At 40.7% G+C, this 13,667-nt stretch carries 14 protein-coding genes and 1 pseudogene; 6 read left to right on the plus strand and 9 right to left on the minus strand.

Going from position 1 to position 13,667, the window contains the following annotated elements:
* Positions 1-14: 14 nt before the first annotated feature.
* The 4 genes from gntP (at position 15) to ahpF (ending at position 5,363) form a co-directional block, all read left to right on the plus strand.
* Complete coding sequence (gene gntP / locus ACZ07B_RS17075) at positions 15-1,361, plus strand: gluconate permease GntP (RefSeq protein ID WP_003243139.1); 1,347 nt, start codon at positions 15-17, stop codon at positions 1,359-1,361.
* Positions 1,362-1,383: 22 nt separating this feature from the next.
* Complete coding sequence (gene gnd, locus ACZ07B_RS17080) at positions 1,384-2,790, plus strand: decarboxylating NADP(+)-dependent phosphogluconate dehydrogenase (protein WP_029726133.1); 1,407 nt, start codon at positions 1,384-1,386, stop codon at positions 2,788-2,790.
* A gap of 466 nt (positions 2,791-3,256) precedes the next feature.
* Positions 3,257-3,820, plus strand: a complete 564-nt coding sequence (gene ahpC / locus ACZ07B_RS17085; RefSeq protein WP_003243686.1) for an alkyl hydroperoxide reductase subunit C — start codon at positions 3,257-3,259, stop codon at positions 3,818-3,820.
* 13 nt (positions 3,821-3,833) lie between these two features.
* On the plus strand, positions 3,834-5,363 hold the full coding sequence (gene ahpF / locus ACZ07B_RS17090; protein ID WP_003243077.1) for an alkyl hydroperoxide reductase subunit F: 1,530 nt from the start codon (positions 3,834-3,836) through the stop codon (positions 5,361-5,363).
* A 111-nt stretch (positions 5,364-5,474) separates the two neighbouring features.
* On the opposite strand, the gene ACZ07B_RS17095 is transcribed toward ahpF, so the two are convergent.
* The 4 genes and pseudogenes from ACZ07B_RS17095 to ACZ07B_RS17110 form a co-directional block, all read right to left on the minus strand.
* Complete coding sequence (locus ACZ07B_RS17095; protein ID WP_144500431.1) at positions 5,475-6,827, minus strand: polysaccharide pyruvyl transferase family protein; 1,353 nt, start codon at positions 6,825-6,827, stop codon at positions 5,475-5,477.
* Positions 6,828-7,116: 289 nt separating this feature from the next.
* Positions 7,117-8,556, minus strand: coding sequence for a 6-phospho-beta-glucosidase BglA (gene bglA, locus ACZ07B_RS17100; protein WP_464877473.1), 1,440 nt, complete (start codon positions 8,554-8,556; stop codon positions 7,117-7,119).
* 82 nt (positions 8,557-8,638) lie between these two features.
* A complete protein-coding gene (locus tag ACZ07B_RS17105) occupies positions 8,639-8,866 on the minus strand; it encodes a PTS sugar transporter subunit IIA (RefSeq protein ID WP_464877474.1) in 228 nt (75 codons plus the stop codon).
* 23 nt (positions 8,867-8,889) lie between these two features.
* Positions 8,890-9,048: pseudogene (locus tag ACZ07B_RS17110) on the minus strand (PTS transporter subunit EIIB); the annotation flags it as partial.
* Between the two features lie 155 nt (positions 9,049-9,203).
* Here ACZ07B_RS17110 and ACZ07B_RS17115 point away from each other — a divergent pair.
* Both ACZ07B_RS17115 and ACZ07B_RS17120 read left to right on the plus strand, forming a co-directional pair.
* A complete protein-coding gene (locus ACZ07B_RS17115; protein WP_134154905.1) occupies positions 9,204-9,914 on the plus strand; it encodes a GntR family transcriptional regulator in 711 nt (236 codons plus the stop codon).
* A 28-nt stretch (positions 9,915-9,942) separates the two neighbouring features.
* Positions 9,943-10,101: a hypothetical protein gene (locus ACZ07B_RS17120; RefSeq protein ID WP_024571480.1), complete on the plus strand. Its 159-nt coding sequence runs from the start codon at positions 9,943-9,945 to the stop codon at positions 10,099-10,101.
* Between the two features lie 130 nt (positions 10,102-10,231).
* On the opposite strand, the gene ACZ07B_RS17125 is transcribed toward ACZ07B_RS17120, so the two are convergent.
* From ACZ07B_RS17125 to ACZ07B_RS17145, 5 genes are all read right to left on the minus strand, one after another.
* Positions 10,232-10,954 carry a peptide ABC transporter permease gene (locus ACZ07B_RS17125; RefSeq protein ID WP_014478516.1) on the minus strand — a complete coding sequence of 241 codons (723 nt, stop codon included), beginning with the start codon at positions 10,952-10,954 and terminating at the stop codon, positions 10,232-10,234.
* A gap of 20 nt (positions 10,955-10,974) precedes the next feature.
* Positions 10,975-11,604, minus strand: a complete 630-nt coding sequence (locus ACZ07B_RS17130) for an ATP-binding cassette domain-containing protein (RefSeq protein ID WP_014481448.1) — start codon at positions 11,602-11,604, stop codon at positions 10,975-10,977.
* A gap of 149 nt (positions 11,605-11,753) precedes the next feature.
* Entirely contained in the window at positions 11,754-12,512 is a 759-nt protein-coding gene (gene liaK / locus ACZ07B_RS17135) for a zinc metalloprotease LiaK (RefSeq protein WP_019712618.1), read from the minus strand.
* A complete protein-coding gene (locus ACZ07B_RS17140) occupies positions 12,493-13,452 on the minus strand; it encodes a YydG family radical SAM peptide epimerase (RefSeq protein ID WP_003242609.1) in 960 nt (319 codons plus the stop codon). The genes liaK and ACZ07B_RS17140 overlap by 20 nt, the downstream gene beginning before the upstream one ends.
* A gap of 57 nt (positions 13,453-13,509) precedes the next feature.
* Positions 13,510-13,659 (minus strand): epipeptide YydF family RiPP, encoded by a 150-nt coding sequence (locus tag ACZ07B_RS17145; protein WP_014478520.1) that lies wholly within the window; start codon positions 13,657-13,659, stop codon positions 13,510-13,512.
* Positions 13,660-13,667: the final 8 nt, after the last annotated feature.

Below are 13,667 nucleotides of genomic sequence, written 5' to 3' on the forward strand. Positions count from 1 at the left end.
GGGAGGGCATTACCATGCCGTTAATCATCGTTGCACTTGGGATCTTAGCATTACTATTTCTGATTATGGGCTTAAAATTAAACACATTTATTTCCCTGCTGGTCGTATCGTTCGGCGTGGCACTGGCACTCGGGATGCCGTTCGATAAAGTTGTCAGCTCCATCGAGGCAGGAATAGGGGGGACTCTTGGCCACATCGCGCTCATCTTCGGACTCGGTGCGATGCTGGGCAAGCTGATCGCGGATTCAGGAGGCGCACAGCGCATTGCGATGACGCTCGTCAACAAATTCGGTGAGAAAAATATTCAATGGGCCGTTGTCATTGCCTCATTTATTATTGGGATTGCTTTATTTTTTGAAGTAGGACTGGTTCTATTAATTCCGATTGTCTTTGCAATTTCAAGAGAATTGAAGATTTCTATTTTATTTCTCGGAATCCCGATGGTCGCGGCACTATCCGTCACACACGGTTTCCTGCCGCCGCACCCGGGACCTACGGCGATCGCCGGTGAGTATGGCGCAAACATTGGAGAAGTGCTGCTGTACGGCTTTATCGTTGCTGTTCCGACAGTGCTCATCGCAGGGCCGTTATTTACAAAGTTCGCGAAAAAAATCGTTCCTGCATCATTTGCGAAAAACGGCAATATTGCATCACTCGGCACACAAAAAACGTTTAACCTTGAAGAAACACCCGGCTTTGGAATCAGTGTCTTTACTGCAATGCTCCCGATTATCATCATGTCGGTCGCGACCATTATCGACCTGCTTCAAGAAACAATCGGGTTTGCAGATAACGGAGTTTTGGCTTTTATCAGATTGATTGGAAACGCATCGACTGCTATGATTATTTCGTTATTGGTCGCAGTCTATACAATGGGCATTAAGCGCAACATTCCAGTCAAAACCGTGATGGATTCTTGTTCAACTGCCATTTCACAAATCGGCATGATGCTTTTGATCATCGGAGGAGGCGGCGCCTTCAAACAAGTGCTGATCAACGGCGGTGTCGGCGATTACGTAGCAGACCTATTCAAAGGAACGGCATTATCGCCAATCATTCTGGCATGGCTCATCGCGGCGATCCTGCGCATTTCTCTAGGATCAGCGACTGTTGCCGCACTAAGCACAACAGGTCTGGTCATTCCGTTATTGGGTCATTCTGATGTTAACCTGGCGTTAGTCGTGCTCGCAACAGGCGCCGGAAGTGTCATCGCTTCACACGTCAATGACGCCGGCTTCTGGATGTTCAAGGAATACTTCGGATTAAGCATGAAAGAAACATTTGCCACATGGACATTGCTGGAAACCATTATTTCCGTTGCTGGACTGGGATTCATTTTATTGTTAAGTTTAGTTGTATGAAATTAAGAAGGAGCTGTAACACATGTTCAATACGATTGGTGTCATAGGCTTAGGCGTAATGGGAAGCAACATCGCCTTAAACATGGCAAATAAAGGCGAAAACGTCGCTGTCTATAATTACACCAGAGATTTAACGGACCAGCTTATCCAAAAGCTGGATGGACAATCTCTCAGCCCGTATTACGAGCTTGAGGACTTTGTTCAATCGTTAGAAAAACCAAGAAAAATCTTTTTGATGGTCACAGCGGGAAAACCCGTAGATTCCGTCATCCAATCATTAAAGCCTTTGCTTGAAGAAGGCGACGTCATCATGGACGGAGGAAACTCCCACTATGAAGACACAGAAAGAAGATATGACGAGCTGAAGGAAAAAGGGATCGGCTACCTGGGAGTCGGCATTTCCGGCGGTGAAGTCGGTGCATTAACAGGGCCTTCCATCATGCCGGGCGGAGATCGCGACGTCTATGAGAAAGCCGCTCCTATCCTGACGAAAATCGCAGCTCAAGTCGGAGATGACCCTTGCTGTGTCTATATCGGACCAAAAGGGGCAGGGCACTTTACAAAGATGGTGCACAACGGCATTGAATATGCAGACATGCAGCTGATTGCAGAAGCGTATACGTTTCTAAGAGAAACGCTTCGTCTGCCGCTAGATGAAATTGCATCTATTTTTGAAACATGGAATCAAGGTGAGCTGAAAAGCTATTTAATAGAGATTACAGCTGAGATTTTACGCAAAAAAGACGAAAAAACAGGGCAGCCTCTGATCGATGTCATCCTTGATAAAACTGGACAAAAAGGCACTGGGAAATGGACAAGCATGCAGGCGATTGATAACGGCATCCCGTCCACGATCATCACAGAGTCCTTGTTCGCCCGCTACTTGTCATCCTTAAAAGAAGAACGGATGGCAGCTCAAGACGTATTAGCAGGCCCAGAATCCGAAGAAAAACACTTGGATAAAGACACCTGGATTGAATACGTCAGACAGGCTCTTTACATGGGGAAAGTATGCGCCTATGCACAAGGCTTTGCCCAATATAAGATGTCATCTGAGCTTTACGGCTGGAATCTGCCGCTCAAAGACATTGCCTTGATTTTCCGAGGCGGCTGCATCATCCGCGCTGATTTCCTAAACGTGATCAGCGAAGCATTCAGTGAGCAGCCAAATCTGGCAAACCTGCTGATCGCGCCTTATTTCACAGATAAGCTCCATGCCTATCAAACAGGCCTGCGAAAAGTCGTTTGCGAGGGTATCAGCACCGGAATCTCTTTCCCATGCTTAACTACCGCGCTCTCTTATTACGACGGCTACCGCACAGGGCGTTCCAATGCGAACCTCTTGCAGGCGCAGCGCGATTACTTTGGCGCTCACACGTACGAACGGACTGATATGGACGGCGTTTTCCATACGAATTGGTCTGAATAACCTGTCATCAAAAACACGGTTAGTTTTCAACTGAACCGTGTTTTTTTCTTCTATCCCAAACAACAGAAGACATAAGTTATGTTTTAAATATCATAAACAGTGATACAATAATAGCTAGAAACAATCCCCAAGATCATCATGTGACAGCAGCTTGCTGTTCCGTTCTATTCTGCTTTTGGCCATTGTCCTTTGCCCCTTGTCCATGGTGTCATAAAATGTTCAAATGCCAAAACGGCCTGTCATTCTGATTTACAAAAGTCCCTGAAAACCTTGTCTAATTGAGAATCAGCCTCTCATTTGTTATAAAAGAAATGCATAAATCCTACCTGTCACACCTTTAGTAAGATGAAAAAAAGTAGGTTATGGCTTGACAAAAAATATATATTAATTAATAATTCATATATAATTAGAATTATTATTGAAAGCGAATATGCTTTCTAATACATTTTTAGGAGGAATATACATTATGTCTTTAATCGGTAAAGAAGTACTTCCATTCGAAGCAAAAGCATTCAAAAACGGTGAATTCATCGATGTAACAAACGAAGATTTGAAAGGCCAATGGAGCGTATTCTGCTTCTACCCAGCAGATTTCTCTTTCGTATGCCCAACTGAGCTTGAAGATCTTCAAGAACAATATGCTGCTCTTAAAGAATTAGGTGTTGAAGTATACTCTGTTTCTACAGATACTCACTTCGTACACAAAGGCTGGCATGACAGCTCTGAAAAAATCAGCAAAATCACTTACGCAATGATCGGTGACCCATCTCAAACAATCTCTCGCAACTTCGATGTTCTTGACGAAGAAACTGGTCTTGCTGACCGTGGAACATTCATCATCGATCCAGACGGCGTTATCCAAACTGTTGAAATCAATGCAGGCGGTATCGGCCGTGACGCAAGCAACCTTGTAAACAAAGTAAAAGCAGCTCAATACGTTCGTCAAAACCCAGGTGAAGTTTGCCCGGCTAAATGGGAAGAAGGCGGCGAAACTCTTACACCTAGCCTTGATCTAGTAGGTAAAATCTAAGGAGTGCATTCAATTGGTACTTGATGCAAACATCAAAGCACAATTAAATCAATATATGCAGCTAATTGAGAATGACATTGTTCTCAAAGTTAGCGCAGGCGAAGATGACACTTCTAAGGACATGCTGGCTCTCGTTGATGAGCTGGCTTCCATGTCATCGAAAATTTCAGTTGAAAAAGCTGAATTAAACAGAACGCCAAGCTTCAGTGTCAATCGTGTCGGAGAAGACACTGGCGTAACTTTCGCTGGTATCCCTCTGGGCCACGAATTCACATCATTAGTGTTGGCGTTGCTCCAAGTGAGCGGCAGACCGCCTAAGGTGGACCAAAAAGTCATTGATCAGGTGAAGAAGATCAGCGGTGAATACCACTTCGAATCTTATATCAGCCTGACATGCCACAACTGTCCTGATGTTGTACAAGCTTTAAACATGATGAGCGTGCTGAATCCGAACATTACGCACACGATGATTGACGGTGCAGCATACAAAGCAGAAGTTGAAAGCAAAAACATCATGGCAGTGCCGACCGTTTACCTGAATGGCGAATCCTTCGGAAGCGGCCGTATGACGCTTGAAGAAATCCTTGCGAAAATGGGCAGCGGCACAGATGCATCTGAGTTTGCTGACAAAGAGCCGTTTGACGTTCTTGTTGTCGGAGGCGGACCTGCTGGTGCAAGTGCAGCGATTTATACTGCACGTAAAGGCATCCGCACTGGGGTTGTCGCTGAACGCTTCGGCGGACAGGTACTCGACACCATGAGCATCGAAAACTTCATCAGCGTCAAAGCGACGGAAGGGCCGAAGCTTGCGGCAAGTCTTGAAGAGCATGTGAAGGAATATGATATTGATGTCATGAACCTTCAGCGTGCGAAACGCCTTGAGAAGAAAGATCTGTTCGAACTTGAACTCGAAAACGGCGCTGTCCTGAAAAGTAAAACAGTGATCCTTTCAACAGGTGCACGCTGGCGCAATGTCAACGTACCCGGTGAACAAGAGTTCAAAAACAAAGGTGTCGCATACTGCCCGCACTGTGATGGGCCATTGTTTGAAGGCAAAGACGTTGCGGTAATCGGCGGCGGAAACTCTGGTATCGAAGCAGCGATTGATCTTGCAGGTATTGTCAATCACGTTACTGTGCTAGAATTCGCGCCGGAACTGAAAGCAGACGAAGTCCTGCAAAAACGTCTCTACAGCCTGCCTAACGTTACTGTCGTGAAAAACGCACAAACAAAAGAAATCACAGGTGATCAGAGTGTTAACGGCATCACATACGTAGACCGCGAAACAGGCGAAGAAAAACACGTTGAACTTCAAGGTGTATTCGTCCAAATCGGTCTCGTGCCAAACACAGAATGGTTAGAAGGAACGGTTGAACGCAACCGCATGGGCGAAATCATCGTCGACAAACACGGCGCAACCAGCGTGCCAGGCTTATTCGCTGCCGGCGACTGCACAGACAGTGCGTACAATCAAATCATTATTTCGATGGGATCAGGAGCAACGGCCGCTCTCGGCGCGTTTGATTACCTTATCCGTAACTAATATAAGAAAGCCGCAATATTGCCAGATTGGCAGCATTGCGGCTTTCTTTTTTATTCCAAAAATATTGCAAGTTTTATACAACTGTAATATAGTTGTAATGTTAGTGAATGGTCACTTCACACTCAGCATATTTGCTGTTTTTAAAGCGATACGCACTGATTTTCTATTTAACGTGCCCTGATACTTTTTGACCTTTTTTTTCAGATCTTTAATGGTTTTTTCCTTTTTGGCATTTTCTAATGCCACTAGCGTTTCCCAGCGTTTCGCTGTTTCTGTGGAACTGCAGCCGCTAACTGTAGTCACAGCCGGAAGAAGCTTCGTCTTAGATAGTTTTTCGTCAAAAGGAACGGTATCAGGAATCGCTTTCTCTTTATAAATATGGTCTAATTCATTTTGATTCAAGAAGCTGATGAAATGGTCAAAGTTTTGCGCTTGCCGTTTCTCAGGCTGATGAAAATCAAGTGTTTCAATTAATTCTGACAGTTTTGTCTGATCGGTTATCTCATTTGCCATGACATGCGTTAATTGATGGTACTCAGCTAATTCACGCATTCTGGCATCTTTCGGAAGCAACAGGCTCGGTGTACCGGCAATCGTCGCTGCGATATTTCCATGCAGCCTTGCGCCAAAGCTCAAATCGGCTTTTCTCAGGAAATCCAGCCAAGTCGGCACATTTAAAAAGAATCGGACTCTATCATTCTGATAAGCCGGGTCTTCCATGCTGACCGGATAATTATCAGCAGGCTTCGCTAGCGCAGGCGCACCCGCATACGTCAGAATCATTTCTTTTCGCCATTGCGGGATAAAGTAATGATTCGGGAACTCTTTCATGCTTCTCGTAATGAAGTCCAGCACATGCTTTGGAGACAGCCTTGATGAGTTAACCGTCACCATAGATTCTGTTGTGATATTAGTTTCTCTTATCTTCAGTTCTCTGCCAAACGCATACATAGAAGGACACCCAATCACCGTATGGTCAATGCCTTCACGGAAGCCTAATCTGGAAAGGTATTTCGCTGTAATTTCACCCCGGACACCGATCATATTTGATCTCTCCAGCACAGCACTTACAAACGCTTTTACATCCTCATCAAAAGGAAAACCTTCATTTAATTTTGGTTCAAACGGAGCCCGCAAACCAACACCAATCACAACAACCGGAATGGTTAGTTTCTTAATTAATTGGGTATATTTCCGTAAAGAAGGCACGAAATCCTCGCGGAATGCATCTGCCAGCGGAATAATATACATATCATAATTTTTATTAATTTGTTCAGCATCCGCTGGATTAATCCGATAATAATCAGGAGTAATCGTCGTTCCTTCTGTCATCAGCGTGCGAAACACACTGTAGGCATATACTAGGTTTCCTACATTGCCGCCAATGGAGTTGCGAACAATCATTTCAGCTGCATTAAATGTATCAAATGGTGATATGCCAGCTCTTATTAAAATGTTTTTCAATGTGATGTTGCCCCTTCCTCGCCAAATTTTTGTCAGGAGATTTGCTTAGGGAACTCTATCATGATCTTAAAATCTTCAGCCGGACACCCGCTTTCATCCCTTTTTACTCACAAACGCTCTCCCTTTCTTCCGTTCTAATATTAAATTATACAAAAAAGGATCTTACAGGTGAAATCATAACATAACAATCAGCGCTAGTAATCTATTCCCATTACTGGATATCGGGTCTTGTCATGCCAAAAACCCGAACCAGGCACTACGGTAAACGTGCTCGATTCGGGCCAGCTTCTTATAGTTCCTCGCCATTCGTTTGAATGACATTTTTGTACCACTCAAAGGAGTCTTTCTTATATCGTTTCATGGATCCGTTTCCTTCATTGTCACGATCAACATAGATCATGCCGTAGCGTTTTTTCATTTCGCCAGTTGTAAAGGAGACAATATCAATAATGCCCCACGGCGTGTAGCCAATTAAATCAACACCGTCGTACGTGACCGCTTTTTCCAATGCTTCAATATGCGATTTTAAATATTGAATGCGTTCCGGATCATGAACCTTTCCGTCCTCCTCCAGCGTATCCACTGCGCCAAAGCCATTTTCAACGATGAATAACGGGATTTGGTATCGGTCATAAAAACGATTTAACGTATATCTCAGCCCGGTTGGATCAATCGCCCATCCCCAGTCACTCGAAGTGATGTACGGATTTTCGACACCCTTCGGCAAGCCGCCATTTACAATATCGCCAGTGTTATCATTTTTCACATCGCTTTTCACAGTTGTTGACATGTAATAGCTGAAGCCTAAGTAATCGACGGTTCCGTTTCTTAAAATCTCATCATCGCCGTCTTCGAATGTGATGTTGTAGCCTTCGCGTTCAAATTCCTTCAACGCGTAGCTTGGATAATAACCGCGAACCTGTACATCAGGGAAGAAATAGCGCTGCCTCATTTCTTCTTCAGCCAGCATCACATCTTCAGGATTGGAGGAGAAAGGATAAATCGGCACGTGTGATACCATAGCCCCGATCTGGAACTCTGGATTGATGTCTTTTCCTTTTGCCACTGCTAATGCGCTCGCCACTAATTCATGGTGTGCCGTTTGATACATGACCTCCTTGGCGTTTTCGTTTTCGCCAACCACAACACCTGAATTCGTCCATAGGAACAACGGATTGTTCACATCCATTTGGTTGTTAATCTCGTTAAATGTCATCCAGTACTTCACTTTATCTTTGTAACGGGTAAAGCAAGCCTCTGCGAAGTTGACGAAGAAGTCCACGACTTTCCGGTTTCTGAAGCCGCCATATTCTCTTGCCAGGTGCAGCGGCATTTCAAAGTGAGACAGGGTAATGACCGGCTCGATCCCATGCTTCAGCAATTCATCAAACACACCATCATAAAACTGCAAACCGGCTTCGTTCGGTTCAGCCTCATCGCCTTTCGGAAAAATCCGGCTCCAGCCGATGGACGTCCGCAGACATTTTAATCCCATTTCCGCAAACAAAGCGATATCTTCCTTGTATCTGTGATAGAAATCAATGGCTTCATGGTTTGGATAAAATTCGTTTTCTTCAATCGTGTCAGTGATTTTTCTCGGCACGCCGTGCGCACCCGCTGTCATCACATCGACGACACTCGGCCCTTTACCGCCTTGATTCCATCCGCCTTCAAATTGGTGGGCAGCTAAAGCACCGCCCCATAAAAAATCCTTTGGCATGTTTCCCATGTTTAATTCCTCCTCAGCTTACGACTGTAAATATTTTTTGATGTAATGCACTTTCCTCAATCTCTTCAATCAGAATTTCCTGCTACACATGTGAATTCGTGATGATGACTGGGGTAATCGTTGTTAATCCTTTCTCTTCAATGAAAGCTTTATCAAACTCAACAAGCACTTCGCCTTTTTTGACGGTATCGCCTTCTTTTACCTTCAAGGAAAAAGGAGTGCCGCCTAATGTCACCGTATCCAGCCCGATGTGCGCAAGCAATTCGACGCCGGACGCTGAACGCAGGCTTTGTAGGCGCCACCATGACAACCGTAATGACGCCGGGATGGTAGCATCGATTTCACGATATCCTTCGCTTTAGGGGTAGACCGCTTCAGCACCAATCGAAGTCTGGTAGCGCAGCGAGAAGCCCCAATCACATTCTCTTCCCCGCCTACGGCCTCTAAAATGTCTTTTGCTAGTCTCGTATAATCTCTCACTTTCCCCGACATTTCACCCACCCCTTCGTTTTGGTTGCGCTTTCATTATAATTGTACCGGTATAATATATCAATACCGAAACAAAATATTTACGCACTTACTATCATTGTAAGCGGTTTATGCTATAATTTTGGCAGTGAAACTAAACGAATAAATGAGGAATGCGTATGTTAAAATACCAGCAAATCGCAGCGGAAATTGAAACATATATAGAAGAACACCAGCTTCAGCAGGGAGACAAACTGCCAGTCCTAGAAACCCTCATGGCCCAGTTTGAAGTCAGCAAAAGCACAATCACAAAGTCCCTCGAGCTATTAGAGCAAAAAGGCGCGATCTTTCAAGTCAGAGGAAGCGGCATTTTCGTCAGAAAACATAAACGAAAAGGTTATATCAGCCTTCTGTCGAATCAGGGATTTAAAAAAGACCTCGAGGATTTCAACGTCACCTCAAAAGTTATCGAACTGGACGTGAGAAAGCCAACTCCGGAAGCGGCGGAAAACCTGAACATCGGAATGGACGAGGACATCTACTATGTCAAAAGGGTCCGTTACATCAATGGCCAGACCCTTTGCTACGAAGAATCCTATTACAACAAATTGATCGTGACGTATTTAAACAACGAAATCGTCTCCCACTCCATCTTCCATTACATCCGGGAAGGACTGGGGTTGAAGATTGGTTTTTCTGATTTGTTTCTGCACGTGGGCCAGCTTAATGAGGAGGAAGCGGAATATTTGGGATTAGAGGCTGGACTGCCGAAGCTGTATATAGAAAGTATTTTTCACCTGACAAATGGGCAGCCGTTTGATTACTCGAAGATTTCGTATAATTATAAGCAGTCGCAGTTTGTGGTGCAGGCTAATAGTTTTTTATTATAGGGCTGCTTCACTATGGAAGGTGATCGACATGTATAAAATTATCATTCCTGCCATACTAGCCATCTTTGCGCTCTGGATACTCTTACAGATTTCACTAGAGATGAGCATCGTTAAGAATCCAATGAACTACTTTATCGTATTCATTATCTTTTTCCTCTTTGTAAAGCTGGTGAAAGAAAAACAATAATAGTTTGGGCGATGCAAACAGAAAAACATCCTTCCCTTAACAAACTCAGCCAGTCACATGCATTAATCTTGATGTTAATGATATATAGGTGCACATAAAAAGCTACTTCATTGTGAAGTAGCTCCCTTTATTAAATGCCCATTTTGATCCATCTAGTTTTAGAAAAGCGAAGGATAATCGCATTTATGATAATAATTGAAACTAAATACAAAATAATAAATAAAACATCATTACTCCCAAGTGTCATGTTATCAGATTGCAGCACTCTTTCTATTCGGGGATACATAGTGTTACCTGCCTCAAAAGGAGCAATGAAACCAAACGTTTTATTGCTTATAGCTACTAAGATAACAGAAGTCATCCAATAAACGATACTGACACCTATACTAATTAATATATTAGGACATAACATGCTTATAGTTCCGATAATTAGAATATACTGCAGTATAACTGCAGAAAATAAAAAAAGTAATAATGCAAAATGCGAAAAATCATGGTACATCAATGATATGATTAGCAGGCCTAGCGTTATAAATGCAAAACATTCCAAAAATAAAACAGCTATCTTTTTATAAAAGAAAGTATAGATGTTCTCTCCAATTAACTTGTAAAAGAGAATATTTTTGTTTGAATACTCTCTATTAATAAAGAAAGCTATAACAAATGAAAATAACATCAAACCAAACTGGGTCGCAACAGTATAGGAGCTAAAGAAAAACATTTCAGGTGTAACATTACTGACTTTATCAATTCCAACAAGTAAAAAATAACCCAGCAAAAATAAAAATACAAACATTGCTCCTAAAATAATGATAACTTTGTTGCTAATACTCTTTTTAAACTCTAATTTCATCTCAAGCCCCCAATGTTTTATTACTCATTTATATACACTTCAATTAATTTATCCACTGAATGATATTGTTGAATTTCTTGGTGATTAAATATATAATAATCCCCTTCTATCGCCTTTAAATCAGACAAATCATGTGTAATGTTGATGATAATCTTCTCGGGGTTCTCCTGAATATACTTGTTTAAGAAGCCATGAATCTCTATAACCGTTTTTTTGTCTAATGAATTCGTTATTTCATCTAAAACAATAATATTTTTATCCTCTAATAAGAAACTGAGCAATTTTAATTTTTGCTTTTGTCCATCACTCAAATTTTTGATCAGAACTTTTCCATCAATATTATCCAGATTAAGTAAATGTGCGATTTTATCTATCATTTCTGCATCAAATTTTTTACTCAAAAAGTGTAATAAAAAGTCCTTAGAAACATCATTAGGTATATTCGACGAGCTGGATATTAAAGAAACATTTTGACGAATATCTCTACCAATTCTTTTGCTATTATTCAACAAAAAGTCTTTAGCAAGCTGTGATTTACCGACTCCATTTTTTCCGACAACGTGATTAATTTTCCCGCTCGAAAAATGCAAGTCGGTGTCCTGAAGTAACGTTTTGCCTTTCACTTTTAAAGTGTAATTCGCTATATTCATATACATACTCCTAGGAAATATTTGCATAATAATAAAATGTTCTGCCTTGTGATTTGTTACTAATGTCTAAGCTTTTGAGGTACCTCTTTCGTTTCCGATCCGGAAGCGAAAGAAATGTTTTTAGATGGCTAATTTGGAGATCTTTTACTCTAGTTTACAATATATAATATCCAATGTACAACTGAATTCACTGCAAGGCCAATCCCTATAATTTGAATCGTAAGAACTAACCAATGATTTGTCTTAAAACGGCTATATTCATCTAAGCTCAGAAAAGCTAAAAGAATTTTGTAACCATCAGAATTCAATATTGGGATTAAGTTCCACAATAAAGTAGACGAGAAAAGCATAAATGCCATAGTTAATGCTTCACTGGAAAATGTAAATTGATTTATTAATTCTAATGTATTTATTAAAAGATAATTGATAAACAAGCCAAATAAATGAACGATTATCTTTTCATTTCTTGATAGCATGTAGGTTTCATTCAATTGGACATAAAAAGCAGGAAATACATAAAAATTCAGTTTGAATCCCACTTTATCAAAGTTTTTCCCGAAAAATTTTAAGGAATAAATATGTCCCAGTTCATGAAGCACTATATTCATTATAAAGTAAATAACTATAATTATCCACATTTTCCAGCCGTAAAATACTGAGGACAATCCATTTTGCAATTTTATTAAATGAATATAATTTAATATGAACATGAGAGCCGTAAAGGATAAGAACAGATAAAAAAACTTTGGTGATACTTTCTCTTTATACATTTTAAAACGTAATAATTGTTCATCTGACAGAGAATTTAAACTATTTTTATAGTATTCTCCGCTTTTTTTGTCTTTTATAAATACGTTGTTTTGCACAAGCACTTCATATTTTTCATCTTCATACTTTAAAATTTTCATTATAGTATTTTTCCATATAAGGATAGAAGTAGTTTATTTTTTCTGCAGAGTTGAATAAGGAACCACAAACTCCACAAATAGAGGAAAATTCATAAGGAATGTCAAATTCCTCTATCTTGTTATTCTCTTTTAAAATATTCAAAAACCATTTGAATCCTTCTTTTCTAAGAATAAATAATAGCAAATTGGAATTTAACTTTTCCACGGTTCTTTCGAAACTTTGGTTATATTCTTCCCTTAGGGTTATTTTCGTTTCAAAAATAGCAGGGGAACAACATGGATAAATTTCTCCATCATGATGATATACAATGTCATATCCGGGACAATGTAAGGAATCTTCATCTTCAAGACTGTAAAATTTATGTATGTTTTCTTGCTTAATTCTAGTTTTAGCAGCGCCAACTGATATCATTGGAAATTTTGTTATCTTTACACCTAAGATTGAATCCCCCAATTCCTCTAAAATATGGTTGGACATTTTGTCTTTGGTAACTGCCATATTAAGAGAAATATCGATATCAGGGTATTTCCTGCTATGTTCTAATATGTTTTTAATACTGGAAGACTTGACAAATGGAGCATGGTACTCATCATAACTTATAGTCAGTGCTATCACATTTAAAGAATTCATATCATGAAAGTACTCCTGGACCTTTTTCTTGCTCAAACCCCAAAATCCATTAGAGATCAACGTTATTTGTTTTTCATATGGTTTAATGATTTCCATTAGTTCTTTTAAAAATTTATAATCTAAAAAAACTTCCCCACCTGTAAAAGAAATCACTTGAATGGTTTTGTTTTTTGCAAATTCAGTTACTAACTCTCTTATGTATTCTTTTTCCATCCTGGTTGTTGAAGTTGGTGAACTAGAAAAACAACAATGGTCACAGGATGCATTACACCTTGAATCTAAATTGATTGATACTGTTTTATTATACATGAAATATCCCCCAACAAATGGTAAAGGAGAGTTAGACTCTCCTTTGTCCCCCTCTAATTAATGACCACTTCCAAGAATCCAGCGATTTTCTTTTGATTTTACAAAATACCAAAGATCATTCACTTTTGCTAACTTTTGTGATTCATCTAATAGACCCTTAAATTCTAAGTTTTTCACAGTCTCATTGTTAGTGTTTTCCTTTTTCATATTATCCC

The sequence above is a fragment of the Bacillus sp. 9.4 genome (assembly GCF_055486415.1).

Excerpts from the sequence above, each read along its gene's own strand:
- gntP (WP_003243139.1), top strand. The coding sequence starts at position 15 with ATGCCGTTAATCATCGTTGCACTTGGGATCTTAGCATTACTATTTCTG.
- gnd (WP_029726133.1), top strand. The coding sequence starts at position 1,384 with ATGTTCAATACGATTGGTGTCATAGGCTTAGGCGTAATGGGAAGCAAC.
- ahpC (WP_003243686.1), top strand. The coding sequence starts at position 3,257 with ATGTCTTTAATCGGTAAAGAAGTACTTCCATTCGAAGCAAAAGCATTC.
- bglA (WP_464877473.1), bottom strand. The coding sequence starts at position 8,556 with ATGGGAAACATGCCAAAGGATTTTTTATGGGGCGGTGCTTTAGCTGCC.
- ACZ07B_RS17115 (WP_134154905.1), top strand. The coding sequence starts at position 9,204 with ATGTTAAAATACCAGCAAATCGCAGCGGAAATTGAAACATATATAGAA.
- ACZ07B_RS17120 (WP_024571480.1), top strand. The coding sequence starts at position 9,943 with ATGTATAAAATTATCATTCCTGCCATACTAGCCATCTTTGCGCTCTGG.
- ACZ07B_RS17125 (WP_014478516.1), bottom strand. The coding sequence starts at position 10,954 with ATGAAATTAGAGTTTAAAAAGAGTATTAGCAACAAAGTTATCATTATT.
- ACZ07B_RS17130 (WP_014481448.1), bottom strand. The coding sequence starts at position 11,604 with ATGAATATAGCGAATTACACTTTAAAAGTGAAAGGCAAAACGTTACTT.
- liaK (WP_019712618.1), bottom strand. The coding sequence starts at position 12,512 with ATGAAAATTTTAAAGTATGAAGATGAAAAATATGAAGTGCTTGTGCAA.
- ACZ07B_RS17140 (WP_003242609.1), bottom strand. The coding sequence starts at position 13,452 with ATGTATAATAAAACAGTATCAATCAATTTAGATTCAAGGTGTAATGCA.
- ACZ07B_RS17145 (WP_014478520.1), bottom strand. The coding sequence starts at position 13,659 with ATGAAAAAGGAAAACACTAACAATGAGACTGTGAAAAACTTAGAATTT.